Annotated in this window: 19 protein-coding genes; 9 read left to right on the top strand and 10 right to left on the bottom strand. The window is 70.2% G+C overall.

What is annotated here, in order from left to right; genetic code table 11:
• The 3 genes from AOK24_RS06375 to AOK24_RS06365 all read right to left on the bottom strand — a co-directional run.
• On the bottom strand, positions 1–872 hold an 872-nt coding region (locus tag AOK24_RS06375; protein WP_055719074.1), incomplete at its 3' end, for an oxidoreductase.
• 239 nt (positions 873–1,111) lie between these two features.
• Positions 1,112–3,832 (bottom strand): pyruvate, phosphate dikinase, encoded by a 2,721-nt coding sequence (gene ppdK / locus AOK24_RS06370; protein WP_055719073.1) that lies wholly within the window; start codon positions 3,830–3,832, stop codon positions 1,112–1,114.
• 342 nt (positions 3,833–4,174) lie between these two features.
• On the bottom strand, positions 4,175–5,395 hold the full coding sequence (locus AOK24_RS06365) for an ROK family protein (RefSeq protein WP_206191154.1): 1,221 nt from the start codon (positions 5,393–5,395) through the stop codon (positions 4,175–4,177).
• A gap of 124 nt (positions 5,396–5,519) precedes the next feature.
• On the opposite strand from AOK24_RS06365, the gene AOK24_RS06360 reads away from it, so the two are divergent.
• The 3 genes from AOK24_RS06360 (at position 5,520) to AOK24_RS06350 (ending at position 10,879) form a co-directional block, all read left to right on the top strand.
• The gene (locus tag AOK24_RS06360; protein WP_055719071.1) at positions 5,520–6,965 is read left to right on the top strand and encodes an MGH1-like glycoside hydrolase domain-containing protein; all 1,446 of its coding nucleotides are present in this window, start codon (positions 5,520–5,522) and stop codon (positions 6,963–6,965) included.
• Entirely contained in the window at positions 6,962–8,899 is a 1,938-nt protein-coding gene (locus AOK24_RS06355; RefSeq protein WP_055719070.1) for an amylo-alpha-1,6-glucosidase, read from the top strand. Before AOK24_RS06360 ends, AOK24_RS06355 begins: the two co-directional genes overlap by 4 nt.
• 210 nt (positions 8,900–9,109) lie before the next feature.
• Entirely contained in the window at positions 9,110–10,879 is a 1,770-nt protein-coding gene (locus AOK24_RS06350) for an alkaline phosphatase family protein (protein ID WP_055719076.1), read from the top strand.
• Between the two features lie 4 nt (positions 10,880–10,883).
• Here AOK24_RS06350 and AOK24_RS06345 read toward each other — a convergent pair whose 3' ends face one another.
• On the bottom strand, positions 10,884–11,414 hold the full coding sequence (locus tag AOK24_RS06345) for a hypothetical protein (RefSeq protein ID WP_055719069.1): 531 nt from the start codon (positions 11,412–11,414) through the stop codon (positions 10,884–10,886).
• Between the two features lie 46 nt (positions 11,415–11,460).
• A complete protein-coding gene (gene dusB / locus AOK24_RS06340; RefSeq protein WP_055719068.1) occupies positions 11,461–12,603 on the bottom strand; it encodes a tRNA dihydrouridine synthase DusB in 1,143 nt (380 codons plus the stop codon).
• Positions 12,604–12,709: 106 nt separating this feature from the next.
• Here dusB and AOK24_RS06335 point away from each other — a divergent pair, with 106 nt between their 5' ends.
• On the top strand, positions 12,710–14,161 hold the full coding sequence (locus tag AOK24_RS06335) for an MFS transporter (protein ID WP_055719075.1): 1,452 nt from the start codon (positions 12,710–12,712) through the stop codon (positions 14,159–14,161).
• Between the two features lie 113 nt (positions 14,162–14,274).
• Here the strand turns inward: AOK24_RS06335 and AOK24_RS06330 are convergent, their stop codons facing one another.
• Positions 14,275–15,657: a glycine--tRNA ligase gene (locus tag AOK24_RS06330; protein ID WP_055719067.1), complete on the bottom strand. Its 1,383-nt coding sequence runs from the start codon at positions 15,655–15,657 to the stop codon at positions 14,275–14,277.
• Positions 15,658–15,887: 230 nt separating this feature from the next.
• Here AOK24_RS06330 and AOK24_RS06325 point away from each other — a divergent pair, with 230 nt between their 5' ends.
• The 4 genes from AOK24_RS06325 (at position 15,888) to AOK24_RS06310 (ending at position 19,000) form a co-directional block, all read left to right on the top strand.
• Complete coding sequence (locus tag AOK24_RS06325; protein ID WP_055719066.1) at positions 15,888–16,844, top strand: metal ABC transporter substrate-binding protein; 957 nt, start codon at positions 15,888–15,890, stop codon at positions 16,842–16,844.
• Positions 16,845–16,868: 24 nt separating this feature from the next.
• Positions 16,869–17,624 carry a metal ABC transporter ATP-binding protein gene (locus AOK24_RS06320; RefSeq protein ID WP_055719065.1) on the top strand — a complete coding sequence of 252 codons (756 nt, stop codon included), beginning with the start codon at positions 16,869–16,871 and terminating at the stop codon, positions 17,622–17,624.
• 1 nt (position 17,625) lies between these two features.
• Complete coding sequence (locus tag AOK24_RS06315) at positions 17,626–18,528, top strand: metal ABC transporter permease (RefSeq protein ID WP_055719064.1); 903 nt, start codon at positions 17,626–17,628, stop codon at positions 18,526–18,528.
• Positions 18,529–18,589: 61 nt separating this feature from the next.
• Positions 18,590–19,000 carry a Fur family transcriptional regulator gene (locus AOK24_RS06310; RefSeq protein WP_055719063.1) on the top strand — a complete coding sequence of 137 codons (411 nt, stop codon included), beginning with the start codon at positions 18,590–18,592 and terminating at the stop codon, positions 18,998–19,000.
• Here AOK24_RS06310 and AOK24_RS06305 read toward each other — a convergent pair.
• The 4 genes from AOK24_RS06305 to AOK24_RS50255 are packed head-to-tail and all read right to left on the bottom strand — an operon-like array spanning position 18,997 to position 22,116.
• Complete coding sequence (locus AOK24_RS06305; RefSeq protein WP_055719062.1) at positions 18,997–20,328, bottom strand: histidine-type phosphatase; 1,332 nt, start codon at positions 20,326–20,328, stop codon at positions 18,997–18,999. The genes AOK24_RS06310 and AOK24_RS06305 overlap by 4 nt on opposite strands.
• Before the next feature lie 40 nt (positions 20,329–20,368).
• A complete protein-coding gene (locus AOK24_RS06300) occupies positions 20,369–21,223 on the bottom strand; it encodes an isoprenyl transferase (RefSeq protein WP_055719061.1) in 855 nt (284 codons plus the stop codon).
• A 15-nt stretch (positions 21,224–21,238) separates the two neighbouring features.
• Positions 21,239–21,988, bottom strand: a complete 750-nt coding sequence (gene recO / locus AOK24_RS06295; RefSeq protein ID WP_055719060.1) for a DNA repair protein RecO — start codon at positions 21,986–21,988, stop codon at positions 21,239–21,241.
• Positions 21,985–22,116: a recombination protein O N-terminal domain-containing protein gene (locus tag AOK24_RS50255; RefSeq protein WP_240553693.1), complete on the bottom strand. Its 132-nt coding sequence runs from the start codon at positions 22,114–22,116 to the stop codon at positions 21,985–21,987. Before AOK24_RS50255 ends, recO begins: the two co-directional genes overlap by 4 nt.
• 44 nt (positions 22,117–22,160) lie before the next feature.
• Here AOK24_RS50255 and AOK24_RS06290 point away from each other — a divergent pair.
• Positions 22,161–23,265: MFS transporter (locus AOK24_RS06290; RefSeq protein WP_055719059.1), on the top strand; the 1,105-nt coding region annotated here is incomplete at its 3' end.

The following is a 23,265-nucleotide window of genomic DNA, read 5'->3' as shown; positions in this document are numbered from 1 at the left end:
ACCTCCCACAGCCACTCCGCCAGCCGGTCGTCCCTGGTGCGCGGCGCTCTCCAGGACGGTGCCGGTGCCCCTCTCCACATCGCGAAGGACGGCCCGGTGAAGGAGTCGGGCCGGACGGCGTCGGCGGTGGCCGCGTAGAGGATGGGCAGGGCGCCGGTCTCGGCGGGCTGGGCCATCGCACGGTCGCCGAGTTCCATCAGGAGCCGGCTGCCGCGCCCGCCGACCCCGGAGGCGAGCCCGGTCGCGGCGTACCCGGGGTGCGCGGCGGCGGCCACGACGTAGGACCCGGCGTCGGCGAGGCGGCGCGCGAGGGCGTGGGTGAAGAGGAGGTTGGCGGTCTTGGAGCGGGCGTACGCGGTCCAACGGTGGTAGCTGCGCAGGCCGTTGGGGTCGCGGAGGTCCACGTTGGACATGGCGTGCATCATGCTGGAGACGGTGACGACGCGGGCGCCGGGACCGGCTTGCAGGAGCCGGGGCAGCAGCAGTCCGGTGAGCGCGAAGTGCCCGAGGTGGTTGACCCCGAACTGCGTCTCGAAGCCGTCCACGGTGGTGCTGTACGGCACGGCCATCACGCCCGCGTTGTTGACGAGCAGGTCGAGCTGGTCGTACGGGAAGCGGTCCGCGAAGCGGTGTACGGAGCGCAGGTCGCCGAGGTCGAGGAGGCGGACCTCGGCCTCCGCGCCGGGCACCTCGCCCCGCAGCCGGTCGGCAGCCGCTTTCCCGCGCGTCTCGCTCCGGCACGCCAGGACGACGTACGCCCCCTTGCGCGCCAGCTCCCGCGCGGTGACGTACCCGAGGCCGCTGTTGGCCCCGGTGACCACCGCCACGCGGCCCTCCTGATCCGGCATCTCCCCCGTGCTCCAGCCGCCCATGGCCCGCCGCTCCCTCCTCAAGTGGTGATCTATCCACCCTAGGAGGGACACTGTCGGGGCGGCGTATGTACGCAGCACGGACAAGGTGAAACCGCGTACGGAAAGTTGCACAAGGACTACACGGTGGACGGCGCGGAGGGCGGCGCCCCCGCACAGGGCGCCGCCCTCTCCTGTGTACCGGAACCGCCGCCGATCGGTGAGGGTCGGGGACCGTCGGCGGTTCCGGGGCCGGGAGCCGGTCAGCGGTGGTCGCTGCCCTCCGACTGGGTCGCGGCGCGGCCGGCTTCGAGGCGGGCGACGGGGATGCGGAACGGGGAGCAGGAGACGTAGTCGAGGCCGACCTCGTGGAAGAAGTGGACGGACTCGGGGTCGCCGCCGTGCTCGCCGCAGACGCCGAGCTTGAGGTCGGGCCGGGTGCGGCGGCCCGCTTCGGCGGCGGCCTTCACCAGGGAGCCGACGCCGTCGCGGTCGATGGTCTCGAAGGGGGAGACCCCGAAGATGCCCTTCTCCAAGTAGGCGGTGAAGAAGGAGGCTTCGACGTCGTCGCGGCTGAACCCCCAGACGGTCTGGGTGAGATCGTTGGTGCCGAAGCTGAAGAACTCGGCGGCCTCGGCGATCTGATCGGCCGTCAGGGCGGCGCGGGGCAGTTCGATCATCGTGCCGATGGACAGCTTGAGTTCGGTGCCGGTGGCGGCCTCGACCTCGGCGATGACCTGGTCGGCCTCCTCGCGGACGATCTCCAGCTCCTGGACGGTGCCGACGAGCGGGATCATGATCTCGGCGCGCGGGTCGCCCTTGGCGGCCTTGCGGGCGGCTGCGGCCTCGGCGATGGCGCGGACCTGCATGGTGAACAGGCCGGGGATGACCAGGCCGAGGCGTACGCCGCGCAGGCCGAGCATCGGGTTCTGCTCGTGCAGGCGGTGGACGGCCTGGAGGAGGCGCAGTTCGTTCTCGTGCGGGTCCTTGCGGGACTCGGCGAGCGCGACGCGGACCGACAACTCGGTGATGTCGGGCAGGAATTCGTGCAGCGGCGGGTCCAACAGGCGGACGGTGACGGGGAGTCCGTCCATCGCCTCGAACAGCTCGACGAAGTCCTGCTTCTGGAGCGGGAGAAGCTCCTTGAGGGACTCCTCGCGCTCCGTGTCGGTGTCGGCGAGGATGAGCCGCTCCACCAACTCCCGCCGGTCACCGAGGAACATGTGCTCGGTGCGGCACAGCCCGATGCCCTGGGCGCCGAACCGCCGTGCGCGCAGGGCGTCTTCGGCGTTGTCGGCGTTGGCGCGCACCCGCAGCCTGCGCTTGCGGTCGGCGAACGCCATGATGCGGTGGACGGCCTCGACGAGTTCGTCGGCGTCGTCGGCGCCCGCGTGCATGCGCCCCTCGAAGTACTCGACGACCGGCGACGGCACGACGGGCACCTCCCCGAGGTAGACCTTGCCGGTGGACCCGTCGATGGAGATGAGGTCGCCCTCCTCCACAACGTGCCCGCCCGGTACGGTCATTCGCCGCCGCTTGGTGTCGACCTCCAGCTCCTCGGCGCCGCAGACACAGGTCTTGCCCATGCCGCGCGCGACGACGGCCGCGTGGGAGGTCTTGCCGCCCCGGCTGGTCAGGATGCCCTCGGCGGCGATCATGCCGTCGAGGTCGTCGGGGTTGGTCTCGCGCCGCACGAGAATGACCTTCTCGCCGGAACGCGACCACTTGACGGCCGTGTACGAGTCGAAGACGGCCTTGCCGACGGCGGCGCCCGGCGAGGCGGCGATGCCCCGGCCGACCTGGTCGGCCTTGGCGTGCTCGTCGAAGCGGGGGAACATCAGCTGCGCCAACTGGGCGCCGGTGACGCGCTGGAGGGCCTCGGTCTCGTCGATGAGGCCCTGGTCGACGAGTTGGGTCGCGATCCGGAAGGCGGCGCCCGCGGTGCGCTTGCCGACCCGGGTCTGGAGCATCCACAGCTGGCCGCGCTCGATGGTGAACTCGATGTCGCAGAGGTCCTTGTAGTGGTTCTCCAGCGTCTCCATGATCCGCATCAGCTGGTCGTAGGACGCCTTGTCGATCGTCTCCAGCTCCGCGAGGGGGACGGTATTACGGATACCGGCGACGACGTCCTCACCCTGCGCGTTCTGGAGGTAGTCCCCGTAGACCCCCTGGTGTCCGGAGGCGGGGTCGCGGGTGAAGGCGACGCCGGTGCCCGAGTCGGGGCCGAGGTTGCCGAAGACCATGGAGCAGACGTTGACGGCGGTGCCGAGGTCGCCGGGGATGCGCTCCTGGCGGCGGTAGAGCTTGGCGCGGTCGGTGTTCCAGGAGTCGAAGACCGCCTTGATGGCGAGGTCCATCTGTTCGCGCGGGTCCTGGGGGAAGTCCCGGCCGGTCTCCTTCTTGACGATCTTCTTGAAGGTGGTGACGAGCTTCTTGAGGTCGGCGGCCTCCAGCTCGGTGTCGACCGTGACCTTCTTGGTGTGCTTGGCCTTCTCCAGCGCCTCCTCGAAGAGGTCGCCGTCGACGTCGAGGACGGTCCTGCCGAACATCTGGATGAGGCGGCGGTAGGAGTCCCAGGCGAACCGGTCGTCGCCGGCCTGCGCGGCGAGGCCCTGCACGGACTTGTCGGAGAGGCCGATGTTGAGGACGGTGTCCATCATGCCGGGCATGGAGAACTTGGCGCCCGAACGGACCGACACCAGAAGGGGGTTGTCGGCCTGGCCGAGCTTCTTGCCCATCCGCGCCTCCAGCGCGTCGAGGTGCGCACTCACCTCGTCACGCAGTGCCGCGGGTTCGGCGCCGCTCTCCAGGTAGACCTTGCAGGCGTCGGTCGTGATGGTGAACCCGGGGGGTACGGGGAGCCCCAGGTTCGTCATCTCGGCGAGGTTGGCGCCCTTGCCACCGAGGAGGTCCTTGAGGTCCTTGTTTCCTTCGGTGAAGTCATAAACGAACTTCGGGGTCTGCGGTGTTTTGTTCTCCGACACAGTTCTCGACTCCTCAAGGACGCGACGGCTGCCCTGACGACGAGGAACATACCCAGATCAAAGGCTTCCCGGGAGGTCCAGGCACGCGTCACACGCCTGTAACCCGCCGTGCACCACGGGATCGAAAGCAGCCCATGTGTTCACTTCTTGAAGGCGACCCTCCATCCTCACCCCAGTTTAGCGCTCATATGAGCGTGATTCCACACGTCTGATTTTGATCGATGAACGATCAAGGGGTGGCACTCAGTGCCACCCCTTGAGGAAGTGCAGCCACCCTTGATCCGCTCATGTGAGCGAAACCCCTATCAAGCGTGGCGAGAATCACTCCTGAGAAGTACCCGCCTAATACCCCAGAGCCATGAGCCGCTCCTCCACCCGCTCCGGTGCGTACAGGTGCTCCACGACCAGTGCGCCCGCCCCGATCAGCCCCGCCCGCTCCCCCAGCCGCGAGGTCACGACCTCCAGATGAGCGGTCGAGCGCGGCAGGGCCCGCTGGTAGAGCAGCTCGCGCACGCCGGTCAGGAAGGGGGTGCCCGCGAGGTCCCCGGCGATCATCAGGACGCCCGGGTTGAGGAGGGTGACGACGGTGGCGAGGACGTCGCCGACCTGCCGCCCGGCCTCCCGCGCGAACGCCGCCGCCCCCGTGTGCCCCGAGGCGAGCAGATCCCGTACGTCGGCGCCCGACGCCGCCGGCACCCCGCTCTCGGCGAGCCTGCGGGCCACGGCGCCGCCGCTCGCGACGGCCGCGAGACAGCCGTACGAACCGCAGCGGCACAGCGCGTCGGCGCCCACCCGGATATGGCCGATGTCGCCCGCGCCGCCGTCGATCCCCCGGAAGATCGAGCCGCCGACGACGACGCCGGCGCCGATCCCGGTGGACACCTTGACCAGCACGAACGCCGAGCACTCGGGGTGCGCGGCGCGCTGTTCGCCGTACGCCATGAGGTTGGCGTCGTTGTCGACGAGGACCGGGACGGTCGGGGCGCCCGTGCGGTCGGTGAACGCGCGGGCGAGGCGGCCTCTTATGTCGTACCCGTCCCACCCGGGCATGATCGGCGGCTGGACGACGCGGCCGGTCTCCATGTCGACGGGGCCGGGGACCGCGAGGCCGATGCCGCACACCTCGTCCGGCCGGTGGCCCGCCTTCTCCAGCAACTCCGCGAACCAGGCGCCGAGTTCGCCCAGGACCTGGTCCGGTCCCGCCTCGATGACGAGGGTCCCGGAGTGCTCGGCGAGGATCTCCCCCGTGAGAGTGAGGACCGCCGCGCGGGCGTGCCGGGTCTCCAGGTCCGCCGTGAGGACCACGGCGTGCGCGTCGTCGAACTCCAGGGTGATGGAGGGCCTGCCCCCCAGGGGTGAGTCGACCGGTCCCCCGGCGCCCTCGCGCAGCCAGCCCGCCCGGAAGAGCCGGTCGAGCCGCTGGCCGACGGTGGCCCGGGAGAGCCCCGTCATCTGCTGGAGCGCGCCACGCGTCGTCGCCCTGCCGCTGCGGACGAGCCCGAGCAGCTCTCCGGCGCTCGCCTGACCCCGAACCTGACCTCGTGCCGACGTCCGACCGGTCATGCGCACCCCCTTGTGTTTCCCAAGCCTGCATTACATATTGAGTTTTGCGTGTTAAATAGACGTAACCCTACGGTAGCCACTACCGAACCGGCCGGTCAGCCATGTCGTCTTCGGGGAGCCCCGAGTGGATCGCACCGCCCAGCTCATCGCCCGCTCAGCCGGGCACACCACTGCATACGATCCTGGTACTACGGGCTCGCCGCACTCCAGGGCGGTACGGGTACTACAGGAGAACTGGACCGGCACCTCGACCGTCCCCTCGCGCAGCCTGTACCCGCACCAGTGGTCGTGGGACTCGGCGTTCATCGCGATCGGCCTCAGGCACGTCTCGCCGGTGCGCGCGCAGACCGAGCTGGAGACGCTGCTCGCGGCCCAGTGGGGCGACGGCCGGATCCCGCACATCGTCTTCAACCCCTCCGTCCCGCTCGACGCGTACTTCCCGAGCCCCGACTTCTGGCGCTCCTCGACCGCCGGGCGCGCGGCGGGCGCCCCGCGCACGGTACAGACCTCCGGCATCGTGCAGCCACCGGTCCACGCGCTGGCCGCCTGGCTGGTGCACTGCGCCGACCCCGGCCTGTCGCGGGCGCGCGGCTTCCTGTCCCGGGTCTACCCACGGCTCGCGGCCTGGCACCGCTATCTGCTGCACCGCCGCGACCTCGGGGGCGGCGGGCTGGTCTCCGTCGTCCACCCCTGGGAGCAGGGGATGGACAACTCCCCTTGCTGGGACGCCCCGTTGGCGCGGATCACACCGGCCCCCGCGCGGTCCTTCCGGCGCGCGGACCTCGACCACGGCGCCCCCGAGGACCGGCCCACGGACCTCGACTACGGGCGGTACGTCCGGCTCGCGGCCGACTACCGGGACCGTGAATACGCCGACGGGGCGCGGGAGTTCGCCGTCGAGGACCCCGCGTTCAACGCGCTGCTCGTCGCCTCGGAGCACGCACTCGCGCGGATCGCCCACGAGTTGGGGGCGACCGGCACCGCCCGGCACGCCCGCGCCGAACGCCTCACCGCCGCCCTGCTCGACCGGCTCTGGGACCCGGCCGAGGGGATGTTCTTCTGCCGGGACGTCGCCGGCGGCGGCCTGATCCGCGAGCGCGGCGTCTCCGGCCTCGTCCCGCTGCTGCTGCCCGGCCTGCCGCGCGAGGTCGCGCGAGCGGTCGTAGGGACGCTGTGCGGACGGCACTTCGGGCTCGGGACGTCGACGCGGCTCGTCCCCTCCTACGACCTGCTGGGCGAGGCGTTCGACCCGCACCGGTACTGGCGCGGGCCCGCCTGGTTCAACACGAGCTGGCTGCTGGAGCGGGGACTTCGCCAGCACGGCGAGAGCGCGCGGGCCGACGCGCTGCGCGCCGCCTTCCTCCGGGCCGCCGACGCCTCGCAGTTCGCCGAGTACGTCGACCCGTACACCGGCGAGGCGTGCGGGGCCACCGGCTTCGGCTGGACCGCCGCGCTCGCACTGGATCTGCTGCACGACAAGGAACTTGACGACATGTCAGGCAACGACATGGCAGGCGACGACATCTCAGACATGGGCATCGCGGGAACCAAGGGAGGGGACCGGGGATGACGGACCGGCATCATCTGCTCGTGTACGGCGGTACGTTCGCCGCCGTCGGCGACCGTGGGGACATCAGCGGCGTAGGCTCCGGGACCTCCCTCGAGGGCCTCTTCGTGCGCGACGCGCGGCACTTGAGCCGCTGGCAGCTCACCGTCGACGGGGCCGTGCCGGAGGCGCTGACGCCGGTCACCGCCGGGGACACCACCGCGTGCGTGCTCGTGCCGCGCGGCGGGCGCAACGAGCCGCCGTCCTGCACGCTCTTCCGTGAACAGGCCGTCGGGGACGGCTCGTTCATCGAGTCGCTGCGGGTCGTCAGCAACCGGCCGGTGCCGACGACCGTACGGCTCGCGGTCACCGCCGACGCGGACTTCACCGACCAGTTCGAACTCCGCTCCGACCACCGCACCTACGCCAAGTCCGGCATCGTGCGCCGCCGCCAAGTCCTCGACGACGGGGTCGAGTTCACGTATCAGCGCGGTGAGTGGCGGTCCTGTACGACGGTCACCGCCGACCCCGCGCCCGACGGGGTCGAGGAGACCGGGACCGGGGCCCGACGGCTCGTGTGGGCCCTGGAGCTGGAGCCGCACGGGTCCGCCGAGGTCACCCTGCGGGTGATGGCCCGGCCGCACGGCGAGAAGCGGGCGCTGCGCGTGCCGCGTTCACCCGCCGCCGTCAGTGAGCATCTCCTCGCCGTGGAAGGGGAGTTCGTCGAAGGGGTCGCGTTTCCCACCGGGTGGCCCGAGCTGGCCGCCGCCTGTGCCCGCGGGCTCGCCGACCTCGCCTCGCTCCAGGTGCCCGCCGTCGGGCCCGACGGGGAGGAGCTGCGGGTGCCGGCCGCCGGGGCGCCGTGGTTCCTCGCGCTGCTCGGGCGGGACGCGCTGCTGACGTCCCTGTTCGCCCTGCCCTACCGGCCGCAGCTCGCGAGTTCCACGCTGCTGGCGCTCGCCGCGAGCCAGGCCACCGAGACCGGGCCGCGGGCCGTCTCGCAGCCCGGGAAGATCGTGCACGAGGTGCGGCACGGAGAGCTGGCGCACTTCCAGCAGGTGCCGTACGGGCGGTACTACGGGTCCGTCGACGCGACGCCCCTGTTCCTCGTCCTCCTCGGGGCGTACGTCGAGCGGACCGGGGACCTCGCCCTCGCCCGGCGGCTGGAGAGCCATGCCCGGGCCGCCGTCGACTGGATGCTCGACCACGGGGGCCTGTCCTCCCGGGGGTACCTCGTCTACCGCGCCGACCAGGGCGGGCTGTCCAACCAGAACTGGAAGGACTCCCCCGGCGCGATCTGCTCCGCCGACGGGACCCGGGTACGGGGGACCGTGATGGCCGCGGGCGCCCAGGGGTACGCGTACGACGCCCTTCGGCGTACCTCCTGGGTATCACGTACCGCCTGGGGGGACGAGACGTACTCCGCGCTCCTCGAACAGGCCGCCGCCGATCTGCGGGACCGGTTCCAGCGGGACTTCTGGATGCGGGACGCGTCCTTCCCCGCGCTCGCCCTCGACGGGGAGGGGCGGCAGGTCGACGCGATCGCCTCCGACGCCGGGCACCTGCTCTGGTCCGGGCTGCTCGACAAGGAGTACGGGGAGGTCGTGGGGCGGCGGCTGCTCGAACCCGACTTCTTCTCCGGGTGGGGGGTGCGGACGCTGGCCGCCGGGCAGGCCGCGTATCACCCTCTCTCGTACCATCGGGGGTCCGTGTGGCCCCATGACAACGCGCTCATCACGCTCGGGCTGGCCCGGTACGGGCTCCACGACGAGGCCCGGACCGTGGCCCACGCGCTGGTCGACGCGGCCACCGCCACCGGGCACCGGCTGCCGGAGGTACTCGCGGGGTACGCGAGGGATACCCAGGGGGTACCGGTGCCTTATCCGCACGCGTGCGTTCGCGAATCCCGGTCCGCTGCGACGCCGTTGGCTTTGTTGACGGCGGTGGGTGGGGCGTAGGGCGCGGTAGGGGGTGCCACGGAAGGAAAGTTCGGCGGCTAGGGCGTCGCTCGCACCCTTGGTTCGCCGTTTGCCCTGCGTTTGCCTATTTCTGTCCCCGGACCCTGAACGCACCCTGAGCACAGCCCGTACGAAATAGTGGCGGATCCGGACCTCCACACCGGGTCCGCCGCCCAGCTGGGCCACTGCCTCGTACGGAAGGACCTTCGGGTGCCTGTCTCCACAGACTCACGTCAACAACCGGAACCTGCGCCGTCCGAGGTGGAGCAGGCGGTCGAGGAACCCGAGGCCGGTGAACCGCCCGTCAAGCGGTTCGCGGTCGTCCGGGAGTGGCGGAGCCGGTATCCCCTCGCCGCGAAGGTCGTGTGGTGGACCGGGACCGTTCTCGCGGTGCTGCTGCTGTACACCTCGTTCCTGCTGCCCGTGTCCATCGCCGCCTTCAAGTGGTCCACCTTCATCCGGCTGCCCGGCGAAGCGATCGTCGTCGCGGCCCTGTTGATCGCCCTGCCCCGCAAGGCGCGGCTCGTGTTCGCCGTCGTCGGGGGGATCGGGCTGGCCGCGCTGACCGTCGTCAACGGGCTGGAGATGGGGTACCGGGACTACCTCGGCCGGAGCTTCAACCCCGTGCTGGACTGGGAGTTGCTCGACGACGCGAAGTCGTACGTCGCGGACTCCTCGGGCAGGACGGCCGCGAACCTGCTCGCGATCGGGCTGGTCGTCCTCGTCGTGCTGCTGTTCGCGGGGATGGTCGCCGCGCTGGTCCGGGTCGGGAACATCCTCGCGCGGGACGTCCAACGGGCCACCCGGGGAACGCTGTTGGTGGGAACGGCGTGGATCACGTGCACGATCCTCACCGTGCACGTCGCGGGCATCCCGTTCGCCTCGTACCGGGCGGCGGCCGGGTTGAACTCCCAACGGCGGCAGGTCGAGGCGACGTTGAAGGACGAGGCCGCGTTCAAGAAGATCGCGAAGAGCGACAAGTTCGGCAACACGCCCCCGGCGCAGCTCGTTCCGGACCTGCGCGGCAAGGACATGCTGTTCACGTTCATCGAGAGCTACGGCCGCAGCGCGATCGAGGACCCGATCATGGCGCCGGGCGTCGACAAGATGCTCACGGAGAACACGGCGGCGCTCGCGAAGATCGGCTTCCACGCGAAGAGCGGCTGGCTGACGTCGTCGACGTACGGCGGCGGCAGCTGGTTCGGGCACTCCACGACCATGTCGGGCCTGTGGATCGACAACCAGCAGCGCTACCGCACGGTGATGGCGAGCGACCACCTCTCCCTGACCAAGGCGTTCCAGAAGACCGGCGCGTGGGACACGGTCGGCATCATGCCGGGTGTGCAGAAGAGCTGGCCCGAGCAGAAGTACTACGGCCTCGACAAGGTCTACAACGCCTTCCAAATGGGCTACCAGGGGCCGAAGTTCAGCTGGTCGACGATGCCGGACCAGTACGCGCTGGAGTCCTACCAGCGCCTGGAGCACGGCAAGAAGCGGGACAAGCCGCTGATGGCCGAGATCATCCTGACGTCCAGCCACATGCCGTGGGCGCCGATCCCCCAGCTCGTCAACTGGGAGGACGTGGGCGACGGTTCGGTCTTCGACGCGATCCAGAAGGCGGGCAAGAAGTCCTCGGACGTCTACAGCGACGACACCAAGGCCCGTGAGGAGTACGGCAAGTCGGTCCAGTACTCGGTGACCGCGCTGACCCAGTGGATGGAGCGGTACGCCGACGACGACACGGTCCTCGTCTTCCTCGGCGACCACCAGCCGAACGCGAAGGTGAGCGGCACCAAGGCCAGCCGCGACGTACCGATCTCGATCGTCGCCAAGGACCCCAAGGTCCTTCAGAAGGTGGCCGATTGGAACTGGACGGACGGCCTGAAGCCCGCCCACGACGCCCCGGTCTGGAAGATGGACCAGTTCCGCGACCGCTTCCTCACGGCCTACGGCTCGACCCCGCACCCGAAGACCGACTGACGCGTCACGGCGGCTCGTTCATCGCATCGCGAGCCGCTTCGACGAAGGCGGTCAGGGCGGCCGAGTAGGCCTCCACGGCCGCGTCGAAGCGCGCGAACGCCTCCGGCCCGTCCCGGGAGATGTCGGCCAGCGAACCGTTGGCGCGCGTGGCCGCCGTCAGGACCGCCTTGGCCATCTCGGCCAACTGGCCAGGTCCCTCAAGTGAGATGACGCGCACGCTGTGCATGAGCGGGTCGTACGCCTGGCGCGCCTCGACGCGCAGTTCCTCGGCGCGCGCCAGAAAGCCTTCCGGATCGGCGGGCCGGAAGCGGACCTCGCCGGCCCTCCAGTACAGCTCGCGCATCCCGTGCGCGCACCGCATCAGCTCCAGATACGCGTCCCGCCGCAACTCCCGTACCCGGCTCTCCTGTTGGGCCTTCGCCGACGCCTCCGCCTGGACCCTGGCCGCGCGGACGTTCCCCAGGTTGGTCACCCAGCCCGCCAGGACGGCCGTTCCCCCGGTCAGTGCCGCGACCCACACCGCGCTGTCCGCCACGCGATCAGTGTCGGCGGCGTCCGGCGCGGTGTCGAGAGGGCGTCGATCAGCCGCCGGAGGTGTCGAGTTCGGCGTCCTCGCTGACTCCCGCGCAGTCGTACGGGTCCTTCAGCCAGCCGTCGGGGAGGACGACGCGGTTGTTGCCGGAGGTGCGGCCCCGGGGGCCGTCGGCGCCGGTCGGCCAGGGCTGGGCGAGGTCCAGCTCGTCGAGGCCGGCGCGGAGTTCGGCCAGGGACGAGGTGATGGCGAGGCGTTTGCGCATCTCGCTGCCGACCGCGAAGCCCTTCAGGTACCAGGCGACGTGCTTGCGGAAGTCGATGACGCCCCGCGACTCGTCGCCGAGCCATTCGCCGAGGAGGGTCGCGTGGCGGACCATGACGTCGGCGACCTCCTTCAGGGACGGTCGGGCGACATCGTCCAGGCGGCCCTCGAAAGCCGCGACCAGGTCCGAGAACAGCCACGGCCGGCCCAGGCACCCCCGGCCCACCACGACTCCGTCGCACCCGGTCTCCCGCACCATCCGCAGCGCGTCCTGAGCCGACCAGATGTCGCCGTTGCCGAGGACGGGGATCTCCGGGACGTGTTCCTTGAGGCGCGCGATGGCGTCCCAGTCGGCGGTGCCGCCGTAGTGCTGGGCGGCGGTGCGGCCGTGCAGGGCGATGGACGTCACGCCCTCCTCGACGGCGATGCGGCCGGCGTCGAGGTAGGTGATGTGGTCGTCGTCGATGCCCTTGCGCATCTTCATCGTGACGGGAAGGTCCCCGGCGCCGGAGACGGCCTCGCGGAGGATCGCGCGCAGGAGGTTGCGCTTGTACGGGAGGGCCGAACCGCCGCCCTTGCGGGTGACCTTCGGGACGGGGCAGCCGAAGTTCAGGTCGATGTGGTCGGCGAGCCCCTCCTCCGCGATCATGCGGACGGCCTTGCCGACGGTCGCCGGGTCGACGCCGTACAGCTGGATCGAGCGGGGCGTCTCGGTCGCGTCGAAGCGGATGAGCTGCATGGTCTTGTCGTTGCGCTCGACCAGCGCGCGGGTGGTGATCATCTCGCTCACGAACAGGCCTTTTCCGCCGCTGAACTCTCGGCAGAGAGTGCGGAAGGGCGCGTTCGTGATACCGGCCATCGGCGCCAGGACGACGGGCGGCTGGACGGTGTGCGGGCCGATCTGGAGCGGCTGGGCGGTCGTGGACATTGCTCCATTGTCGCGCATGGGACAGGTGGGCCGAACGGGTGAAGTCCAGGATCTTGTATCGGTCATTAGTTAGACGCACTATTGATTCGGGCGTACAGTGGTGGGCATGCCGGAGCTCAGCCATCACCGTCGACTGCTGGTGCTCGCGATCTGCTGCATGAGCCTGCTGATCGTGAGCCTGGACAACACCGTGCTGAACGTGGCGCTGCCCTCCATGCAGCGCGATCTCGACGCGAGTACGTCGGGTCTCCAGTGGACCATCGACGCGTACACGCTGGTCCTGGCCTCGCTGCTGATGCTCGCGGGGTCGACCGCCGACCGGATCGGGCGGCGCAAGGTCTTCATGACCGGGCTCGTCGTCTTCACGGTCGGGTCCGTGCTGTGCTCGCTCGCGCCGAACCTCGAACTCCTCGTCGTCGCGCGGATGGTGCAGGCCGTCGGCGGTTCGATGCTCAACCCCGTCGCCATGTCGATCATCACGAACACGTTCACCGACGCGCGGGAGCGCGCGAGGGCCATCGGCGTGTGGGGTGCCGTCGTCGGGATATCCATGGCTGCCGGGCCGCTCGTCGGAGGGCTGCTCGTCGAGTCCGTGGGGTGGCGGGCGATCTTCTGGCTGAACCTCCCCGTCGGGGTGGCCGCGCTGCTCCTCACGCTGCGGTTCGTCCCCGAGTCCCGCGCGGAGCGGCCCCGGCGGCCCGACCCGGTCGGGCAGGTGCTGGTGATCGCGCTGTTCGGGTCGCTCACCTGCGCGATCATCGAAGCGCCGGTCTCCGGCGCCGGGGTCAGCGCCCCGTTCGCCGTCCTCGCCGTCGCCGCGCTCGCCGGGCTGCTGTGGTACGAGCCCCGGCGTACCGATCCCCTCATCGACCTGCGGTTCTTCCGGTCCGCTCCGTTCAGCGGGGCCACCGTGATCGCGGTCTCCGCGTTCTCCGCGCTCGCCGGGTTCCTGTTCCTGTCGACGCTGTACCTCCAGAACGTCGAGGGGCTCAACGCGCTGCACGCCGGGCTGTGGATGCTGCCGATGGCCGTCCCGACGTTCCTCTGCGCCCCCGTCTCCGGGCGCCTCGTCGGTACGCGCGGCCCCCGCATCCCCCTCCTCGTCGCCGGGGTCGCCATGTCCTCGGGCGCGCTGCTCTTCGCGGCCTTCGACGCCGGGGCCTCCGACACCGGGCGCTTCCTCGGCTACCTCCTCTTCGGCATCGGCTTCGGCTTCGTCAACGCGCCGATCACGAACACGGCGGTCTCCGGCATGCCCCGCGCGCAGGCCGGGGTCGCCGCGGCCGTGGCCTCCACGAGCCGGCAGCTCGGGCAGACGCTGGGCGTCGCGGTGGTCGGCGCGGTCCTGGCGTCCGGCATCGACGCGTCGTCGTACCGCGAGACCTTCGCCTCTGCCGCCACCCCGGGCTGGTGGATCATCGTCGGCTGCGGGCTGTCCGTACTGACCCTCGGACTCCTGACCAGCGGACGCTGGGCCCGCGGGACGGCGGAGAAGACGGCCGAGCGGCTCCGGGCACCGGAGATCCAGGGGGCGGAGGCAAAGATCTCGGCGGGCTGAGCTGGCCCACCGGAGTCACCGGCGCACACGAAAACCCCCGCACCCCCCAGCCATACGCCCCCGCACAGCACAACGCCGGGCCCCCACCAACAGGAGCCCGGCGTTCACAGCAATCAGCAGCCGATCAACCGGCTGGCGAGGTACCCCTCGATCTGGTCGAGCGACACCCGCTCCTGCTTCATCGTGTCCCGCTCCCGCACGGTCACCGCGTTGTCGTCGAGCGTGTCGAAGTCGACGGTGACACAGAACGGCGTACCGATCTCGTCCTGCCGACGGTACCGGCGCCCGATCGCACCCGCGTCGTCGAACTCGATGTTCCAGTGCTGGCGCAGCGCCTGCGCGAGCCCCTTCGCCTTGGGCGAGAGGTCGGCGTTGCGGGACAGCGGCAGCACCGCGACCTTCACGGGCGACAGGCGCGGGTCGAGCCGCAGGACGGTCCGCTTCTCCAGCTTGCCCTTGGCGTTGGGCGCCTCGTCCTCGACGTACGCGTCGAGGAGGAACGCGAGGAGCGAGCGGCCGACACCGGCGGCGGGCTCGATGACGTACGGGGTGTAGCGCTCGCCCGCCTCCTGGTCGAAGAAGGAGAGGTCCTGGCCGGAGGCCTTGGAGTGGGCGGTGAGGTCGTAGTCCGTGCGGTTGGCGACGCCCTCCAGCTCACCCCACTCGTTGCCGCCGAACTGGAAGCGGTACTCGATGTCCGCGGTGCGCTTGGAGTAGTGGGAGAGCTTCTCCTTGGGGTGGTCGTACCACCGCATGTTCTCCTCGCGCATGCCGAGGCCGGTGTACCAGTTCCAGCGCTCCTGCATCCAGTACTCCTGCCACTTCTCGTCCTCGCCCGGCTTGACGAAGAACTCCATCTCCATCTGCTCGAACTCGCGGGTGCGGAAGATGAAGTTGCCGGGCGTGATCTCGTTGCGGAAGGACTTGCCCATCTGGGCGATGCCGAACGGCGGCTTCTTGCGCGAAGCGACCTGCACCAGCGCGAAGTTGGTGAAGATGCCCTGCGCGGTCTCGGGGCGCAGGTAGGCGACCGAGCCGGTGTCCTGGGTGGGGCCGAGGTGCGTGGAGAGCAGGCCGGAGAACTGCTTGGGCTCGGTGAACTGGCCCTTGTTGCCGCAGTTGGGGCAGTTGATGTCGGCCATGCCGTTCTCGGGGAGGCGGCCGTGCTTGGCCTCGTACGCCTCTTCCAGGTGGTCCGCGCGGTACCGCTTGTGGCAGGCGGTGCACTCGGTCAGCGGGTCGGAGAACGTGGCGACGTGGCCGGAGGCGACCCAGACGTCGGGGGCGAGGATGACGGACGAGTCGAGACCGACCACGTCCTCGCGCGACGTCACCATGTAACGCCACCACTGGCGCTTCAGGTTCTCCTTGAGCTCGACACCGAGGGGGCCGTAGTCCCAGGCGGCGCGCTGGCCGCCGTAGATCTCACTGCAAGGGAAAACGAAGCCACGGCGCTTGCTCAGGCTGACGATGGTGTCGATCTTGTCGGCGGCCACGGTGCTCTCTTCATAACGACGGTAACGGCGGCGGACGAAGCGGAAACGCCCGCGAAAGAAGCGGAGAAGTGTGCTTCGGGGCGCGTGCTTCGGAGCGAACCCTCAGGGTACCGGCGGGGACTCCCCCTCTTCCAAATCGGAACCGTCATCCGCACCGCCATCCGCACCCCCACCCACCCGCGACCAGCTCTTGTTGACAACGGTTTCCATATTTGTTGAAAATGGCTTTCATGAACGTACGACGACTCATATCGGGCACCGCCCTCGCGGCGGCCGGTGCTCTCTCCCTCGGCGCCCTCACCGGCTGCTCCTCCGACAGCGCCGCCGCCGACGGTGACGGCAAGTTCGACGTCGTCGCGTCGTTCTACCCGATGGCCTTCCTCGCGGAGCAGATCGGCGGCGACCACGTCAGCGTGACCAGCCTGACCGAGCCCGGCCAGGAGCCGCACGACCTGGAGATCAGCGCCAAGCAGACGGCGAACCTGGAGAAGGCCGACGCGATCGTCTACCTGAAGAACCTCCAGCCGTCGGTGGACGCGGCCGTGAAGCAGTCGTCGGTGAAGACCAAGGTGGACGCCGCCTCCCTCACCACGCTGGAGAAGCACGGCAACGAGGTCGGCGGCCACTCCGCCGAGTCCGACCACTCGGAGAACGAGGAGCTGGCCGGCCTCGACCCGCACATCTGGCTCGACCCGGTCCGCTACTCGCAGGTCGCCCAGGGCGTCGGCGCCGCGCTGGAGAAGGCCGACCCGGACCACGCGGCGGACTACAAGAAGAACACCGCGGCCCTGGTCACCAAACTCGCCGCCCTGGACACGCAGTTCAAGACCGGCCTCGCCAACACGAAGACCAAGGTGTTCATCACCACGCACGCCGCCTTCGGCTACCTCGCCGAGCGCTACGGCCTGACCGAGGAGGCCATCAACGGCCTCGACCCCGAGTCGGAGCCGAGCGCCGCGCGCGTGAAGGACCTTGAGAAGATGGCCAAGGCCGACGGCGTCACCACGGTGTTCTACGAGACGCTCGTCAGCGACAAGACCGCGAAGACCATCGCCTCGGACGCGAACCTGAAGACGGACGTCCTGGACCCGATCGAGGGCATCACGGAGAAGTCCCGCGGCAAGGACTACTTCTCGGTCCAGGAAGCCAACCTCAAGGCACTCCAGAGCGCCCTGGGAACAAAGTGAGCCCGAAGTGACTTGGAGGACGGCATGACCACTGAGCCCGTCATATCCCTGCGCGGCGTGCGCGCCGAGCTGGGCTCGCGGCCCGTCCTCCGCGGGATCGACCTCACCGTGCGGCGCGGTGAGGTCGTCTCGCTGCTCGGCGCCAACGGCTCCGGCAAGTCCACGGTGATCCGCAGCGTGATCGGCCAAGTGCCGCTCAGCGCGGGCGAGATCGAGCTGTTCGGCACCCCGCGCAGGCGGTTCCGCGACTGGTCTCGCGTCGGCTACGTCCCGCAGCGTACGACCGCCGCCGGCGGTGTCCCGGCGACGGTCACCGAGGTCGTCTCCTCCGGCCGCCTCTCCCGCGCCCGCTTCGGCGTCCTCCGCAAGGCGGACCACGCGGCCGTACGCCGTGCCCTGGAGCTGGTCGGGATGGCGGACCGGGCCAAGGACAGCGTGGACGCCCTCTCCGGCGGCCAGCACCAGCGCGTCCTGATCGCCCGCGCGCTCGCCTCCGAACCCGAGCTGCTGATCATGGACGAGCCGATGGCGGGCGTGGACCTGGCGAGCCAGGAAGTGCTGGCCCAGACGCTGAAGGACCAGGTCGCGGCGGGTACGACGGTCCTGCTCGTGCTGCACGAACTCGGGCCCCTCGAGCCGCTGATCGACCGGGCGGTGGTCCTGCGCGACGGCTGCGTCCTGCACGACGGCCCGCCCCCGCACGCGGTCGGCCAGCACGCCCTGCCGGGCCACGACCACGTCCACCCCCACGAGCCGATGCACACGGGACTGCTGAGCTGACATGGACTTCCTCGACTACGCCTTCATGCAGCGGGCCCTGCTCGCCGCCGTCCTCGTCGGCATCACCGCCCCCGCCGTCGGCATCTACCTCGTCCAGCGCCGCCAGGCCCTCATGGGCGACGGAATCGGCCATGTCGCGATGACCGGCGTCGGCCTCGGCTTCCTGCTGTCCTGGTCGCCGGTGTGGATGGCGACGCTGGTGTCCGTACTCGGCGCGGTCCTCATGGAGTTGATCCGCTGGTACGGCAAGACGCGCGGCGACATCGCGCTCGCGATGCTCTTCTACGGCGGCATGGCGGGCGGTGTGATGTTCATCAACCTCGCGCCGACCGGGTCCAACGCGAACCTCACGTCATACCTCTTCGGGTCCCTGTCGACGGTCTCGCAGTCCGACGTGACCGCGATCTGCGTCCTGGCCGCGTTCGTCGTCCTCGTCACGCTCGGCCTGCGGCGGCAGCTGTTCGCCGTCAGCCAGGACGAGGAGTTCGCGCGGGTCACGGGGCTGCCGGTGCGGGCGCTGAACCTGCTCACCGCGGTCACCGCCGCCGTCACCGTCACCGTCGCGATGCGGGTCGTCGGGCTGCTGCTGGTCAGCGCGCTGATGGTGGTCCCCGTCGCCGCCGCGCAGCAGCTCAGCCGGAGTTTCGCCGCGACCTTCGCGATCGCCGTCGCCATCGGGGTGAGCGTGACCATCGGCGGCACGGTCACGTCGTACTACCAGGACGTGCCGCCCGGCGCGACGATCGTCCTGCTGACCATCGGCGCGTTCATCGCGCTCACGGCGCTGTCGGCGCCCCTCGCGCGTCGGCGCGCCCGCGCGCACGCCCTCGCGCAGTCCGACGGGGACGCCGTGGAGTGCGCGATTCCGGCCACCCGGAAGGCGGGCGGCGGGGTCGGCGTCTGACCGGGCACCGGCCGGGCTGGCACAATGGCCCGGCAGGTGCTCAGACGTTCAGGAGGCAACGGTGACGACCGCTGGACCGCCCGTGAAGGGCCGCTCCACCCGGCAGCGTGCCGCAGTGGCGGCGGCGCTCGACGAGGTCGACGAGTTCCGCAGCGCCCAGGAACTCCACGACATGCTCAAACACAAGGGCGACTCGGTGGGCCTGACGACGGTCTACCGCACCCTCCAGTCCCTCGCGGACGCCGGCGAGGTCGACGTCCTGCGCACCTCCGACGGCGAATCCGTCTACCGCCGCTGCTCCACCGGCGACCACCATCACCACCTCGTGTGCCGCGTCTGCGGCAAAGCGGTGGAAGTGGAAGGCCCGGCGGTCGAGAAATGGGCCGAGGCGATCGCCGCGGAACACGGCTACGTCAGCGTCGCGCACACGGTGGAAATCTTCGGCACCTGCGCGGACTGCGCCGCGCGTTAACCCCGCTTGAAACAGCGCTGCAATTCCGTGAAGTCGTAGAAAACGCTGTTCTTCGCGACCGGCTTGCAGTCCGCCTTGAAAGGGATCTCCTTCTCGTTGTAGAGCATCCGTACGAGGTACCGGGTGCCCTTCTGATACACGTCCCACTGGATGTTGGCGCCCAAGGGAGCCACGTCGGCGCCCCTCCAGGGGTTGTTCCTGTACGTGTACGACTGCCCCGGAGTCGCCGGCTTCGTGCTTTCCGGGAGGCCCATCAGGGCGGCGAGGGGGATGATCTCCTCGGCGTGGGTGAAACGGAGTTCGGCGCCCAGCGTCGAGGTGCCGGACTTCTTCGCCTTCACCTGGGCGAAGAAGTCGTCCAGCAGGACGTTCGCCATCTTGTACGTGATGTCGGAATCCGCGAAACCGGGGCCCTTCTCGTAGAAGTCCTCGGCGTCTCCCAGATATCCGAACCAGGCGGCGTCGGTGCGGGAGATAGAGCGCTCCAGACCCCAGCCCTTTCCGCCCGGGCTTTCCTGGATCATTGCCGGGGCGATGGCGTACAGGTTGTAGACGGCTTCCGCCGCGGCCACCTTGTCCGCGATTCCGTCCACGAAGTCACGCTTGAAGATCTTCCGCAGAACGCTCACCGCCGCCCGCTGCGTCCTCGGCTGATCGGTGATCGACTTCAGGGTCGAGGCCAGACGCTGATCGTTCGCTATGTACTCCTGGTACGCCTTGCCGCCCGCCGCCTTGTGGAAGTACAGGAGGTCCTTGTCGGTGCGGGTCGCGCCGATGAGCGGCTTCAACGCCGGGTTCTTCGCGGCGAGTTCACCGGCGTACTCGTTCGCGCTGTCGACCGCGCGGCCCTGTCCCGAGCTGACGACGTCGATCTTCTCGCCCTTGGCGGCGATGTCCGCGAAGAGGGACGGCACCCGGGAGGCCATCCGGTCGGCCGTGTCGCGCATCTCCTCGCGGCCCCGCCCGCTGAGGTTCCCGTACCCGACCTTCGCCATCGCCTCGAGCAGCGCCCGCACCTTGGGCCCGAACTCCTCGCCCTTGCCGGTGAGTTGACCGGACGCGGCGGCCTGGTCCCACAGCGCGAGGACCAGGTCGCCGTCCTCGCTGTCGGTGGCGGCGCGGGAGCCGTGCCGGGAGACGTTCTCCGTGAAGACGGGGACGAACCCGGCGGGGGCCTTGGCGTACGACGCGAGGCGCTGCCTGGGCGCGTACGGCGCCTTCGTGCCGTAGCTGTCGAGGTGCGCCGGGGGCCGGGGCGCGGCGACGGCCGGGGCCGCCGCGACCGCTACGGCGCACAGGGCCGCGAACGCGGGGGTTACGTGCTTCATGGGCGGATCGTCCGTGAGCCACGTGAACCCCCGGTGGCGCTCAGGTGACCGGCTGCTCGCCCTCGCCCGTCCGTCCCTCCATCGCGAGGAGTTCCTCGTTCGGGATGGCCCCGCCGAACCGGCGGTCGCGGGAGGCGAACTCGACGCAGGCGCGCCACAGGTCGCGGCGGTCGAAGTCGGGCCACAGGACGTCCTGGAAGACCATCTCGGCGTAAGCGCTCTGCCAGATCAGGTAGTTGGAGGTGCGCTGCTCGCCGCTGGGCCGCAGGAACAGGTCGACGTCCGGCATGTCCGGGTAGTACAGGTACTTGGCGAGGGTCTTCTCGGAGACCTTCGACGGGTCGAGCCTGCCCGCCTTCACGTCCTCGGCGAGGGCCTTGGCCGCGTCGGCGATCTCGGCCCGGCCGCCGTAGTTCATGCAGAAGTAGAGGGTCAGCCTGTCGTTGTCCTTGGTCTGCTCCTGCGCGATCTGGAGCTCCTGCGCGACGGACTTCCACAGCTTCGGCATCCGGCCGACCCACCGCACGCGGATGCCGAGCGCGTCGAGCTGGTCGCGGCTCTTGCGGATGAAGTCGCGGTTGAAGTTCATGAGGAAGCGGACCTCGTCGGGCGAGCGCTTCCAGTTCTCGGTGGAGAAGGCGTACAGCGAGATGTTCCTCACACCCATCTCGACGGCGCCCTGGAGGACGTCGAGGACCTGCTCGGCGCCGACCTTGTGGCCCTCCGTGCGGGGCAGCCCGCGCTCCTTCGCCCAGCGGCCGTTGCCGTCCATCACGATCGCCACGTGCTCCGGCACCAGCTCGCCGGGGAGCTTCGGCGGACGCGCGCCGGAGGGGTGCGGCTCCGGCGTCCGGTACTCGCGCCGCTGACGCCCCAGGATCCCGCGTACGACCATGTCCTTCTCGTCTCCCTAGCTTTTTTCCACGTACCTGAGCGAGCGCAGCCCCCGCTCCAGGTGCCAGTGCAGGTACGCGGACACGAGTCCGCTGCCCTCCCGGACGTACCGGCTCTCCGCCGTGTCCGCCGTCTCCCAGTCTCCCGTAAGCAGCGCGCCCAGGAGGACCAAGGTCTGCGGGGAGGGTACGACGCTGCCCGGCACCCGGCAGTCGACGCAGACGCAGCCGCCGGAGGCGACGGAGAAGAAACGGTTGGGTCCTGGAAGTCCGCACTTGGCGCAGTCGCCGAAGCTGGGGGCGTAGCCGTTGACGGCGAGCGAGCGCAGCAGGAACGCGTCCAGCACGAGGTGCGGGGCGTGCTCGCCCCGGGCCAGCGTCCTGAGCGCCCCCACGAGCAGCAGATACTGCTGCACCGCCGGCTCCCCCTCGTGGTCCGTGAACCGCTCGGCCGTCTCCAGCATGGCCGTACCGGCGGTGTACCGCGCGTAATCGGCCACGATCCCGCCACCGTACGGAGCGATGGTCTCGCTCTGCGTGCACAACGGCAGTCCCCGGCCGACCAGTTCGCTCCCCCGGGTAAAGAACTGCACATCGACGTGCGAAAAAGGTTCCAGACGCGCCCCGAACTTCGACTTTGTCCGCCGCACGCCCCGCGCGACTGCGCGTACCCTGCCATGGCCGCGCGTGAGCAGGGTGATGATGCGATCGGCTTCGCCGAGCTTCTGGGTCCGAAGGACGATGCCGTCGTCCCGGAACAGACTCATCGGACGCCCCCACGGGTTTTCTGCTGGGGGTACGGGGGTCGGCACCCGGGAGATTGCAGCATGATCCGGTCCGCTTCGCCCAGTTTCTGGGTGCGCAGGACGATGCCGTCGTCGCGGAACAGGCTCATGGGGCCATTCTCGCATCGAGCGGCTTTCTGAAGGGCGGGCGTAGGTGGGGCGGGACTTCCGGTGGCTGTGGGGGGCCTACGCGGTCAGTGTGTTCGGTACGTGGCTGGCGTTCGACGCGTTTCCGATGATCGCCGTGCTGGCGCTGGACGCGAGTCCGGCGGCCGTGTCGGCGCTGGCGGCGGTCGGCCCTGCCGTGGGGGCGCTCGCGGCGGTGCCGCTGGGGCCGTGGGTGGAGTACCGGCGCAAGCGGCCCGTGATGGTCGCGATGGACGTCGTCCGGTGCGTGGCGCTGCTGAGCGTGCCGCTCGCGTACGCGCTCGGGGTGCTGGGGCTCGCGCAGTTGCTGCTGGTGTCGGTGGTGGTCGCCGCCGCGGACATCACGTTCACCTCGGCGAGCGGTGCGTTCGTCAAGTGGCTCGTGCCCAAGGACCAGTTGCTCGCGGCCAACGGGCGGTTCGAGTCGACGATGTGGACGGCGACGATGGTGGGGCCGCCGCTGGGCGGTGCCGCGATCGGAGCCGTGGGTCCGGTCGTCACGGTGATCGCCAACGCGGTGAGCTTCCTGCTGTCGGCGCTGGGCCTGGCGCGCGTACGGGGCCGGGAGCCCGAGCCGGTCAAGGCGCCCGCCCTCAACTGGCGTGAGCTGCTGGAGGGTTGGCGGTACATCCTCGCGGATCCCGTCCTGCGCCCCCTCCTGCTCAACGCGATGGCCGTCAACGGGCTGATCATGGCCGGGATGCCCCTCCTCGCCGTCCTCCTGCTCGGCGAACTCGGCCTCCCGCCCTGGCAGTACGCGCTCGCCTTCGCCGTCCCCTGCGTCGGCGGGCTCATCGGCTCCCGGCTCGCCCGCCACCTGGTCCCCCGCCAGGGGCGGCGCCGGATGCTGCTGTGGTTCGGCACGCTGCGGGCGTGCTGGCCGGTGGGGCTCGCGTTCGTGGGGCCCGGGGTGGCGGGGCTGGTGCTGATCATGCTGGTCGAGTTCGGGCTGATCATCTGCTCCGCCGCCTACAACACCGTCCTCTCCACCTTCCGGCTGGAGTCGACGCCGGCCGACCGCGTCACACGCGTCCTGTCGGCGTGGTCGGTGAGCACGAAGGCGGGGATCGCGTCGCTGACCGCGCTGTGGGGGGTGGTCGCGGGATTCACCG

Source organism: Streptomyces niveiscabiei, from assembly GCF_001419795.1.
In the GTDB taxonomy this organism is placed as follows: Bacteria; Actinomycetota; Actinomycetes; order Streptomycetales; family Streptomycetaceae; genus Streptomyces; species Streptomyces niveiscabiei.
This window is presented reverse-complemented; position numbering and strand designations above follow the sequence as displayed.

Bases quoted from the DNA above. Each gene is read 5' to 3' on its own strand.
- AOK24_RS06305 (WP_055719062.1), bottom strand. From the start codon at position 20,328: ATGAAGCACGTAACCCCCGCGTTCGCGGCCCTGTGCGCCGTAGCGGTC.
- AOK24_RS50255 (WP_240553693.1), bottom strand. From the start codon at position 22,116: ATGAGCCTGTTCCGCGACGACGGCATCGTCCTGCGCACCCAGAAACTG.
- AOK24_RS06365 (WP_206191154.1), bottom strand. From the start codon at position 5,395: ATGACCGGTCGGACGTCGGCACGAGGTCAGGTTCGGGGTCAGGCGAGC.
- AOK24_RS06335 (WP_055719075.1), top strand. From the start codon at position 12,710: ATGCCGGAGCTCAGCCATCACCGTCGACTGCTGGTGCTCGCGATCTGC.
- AOK24_RS06300 (WP_055719061.1), bottom strand. From the start codon at position 21,223: ATGGTCGTACGCGGGATCCTGGGGCGTCAGCGGCGCGAGTACCGGACG.
- dusB (WP_055719068.1), bottom strand. From the start codon at position 12,603: ATGTCCACGACCGCCCAGCCGCTCCAGATCGGCCCGCACACCGTCCAG.
- AOK24_RS06320 (WP_055719065.1), top strand. From the start codon at position 16,869: ATGACCACTGAGCCCGTCATATCCCTGCGCGGCGTGCGCGCCGAGCTG.
- AOK24_RS06325 (WP_055719066.1), top strand. From the start codon at position 15,888: ATGAACGTACGACGACTCATATCGGGCACCGCCCTCGCGGCGGCCGGT.
- recO (WP_055719060.1), bottom strand. From the start codon at position 21,988: ATGAGTCTGTTCCGGGACGACGGCATCGTCCTTCGGACCCAGAAGCTC.
- AOK24_RS06315 (WP_055719064.1), top strand. From the start codon at position 17,626: ATGGACTTCCTCGACTACGCCTTCATGCAGCGGGCCCTGCTCGCCGCC.
- AOK24_RS06355 (WP_055719070.1), top strand. From the start codon at position 6,962: ATGACGGACCGGCATCATCTGCTCGTGTACGGCGGTACGTTCGCCGCC.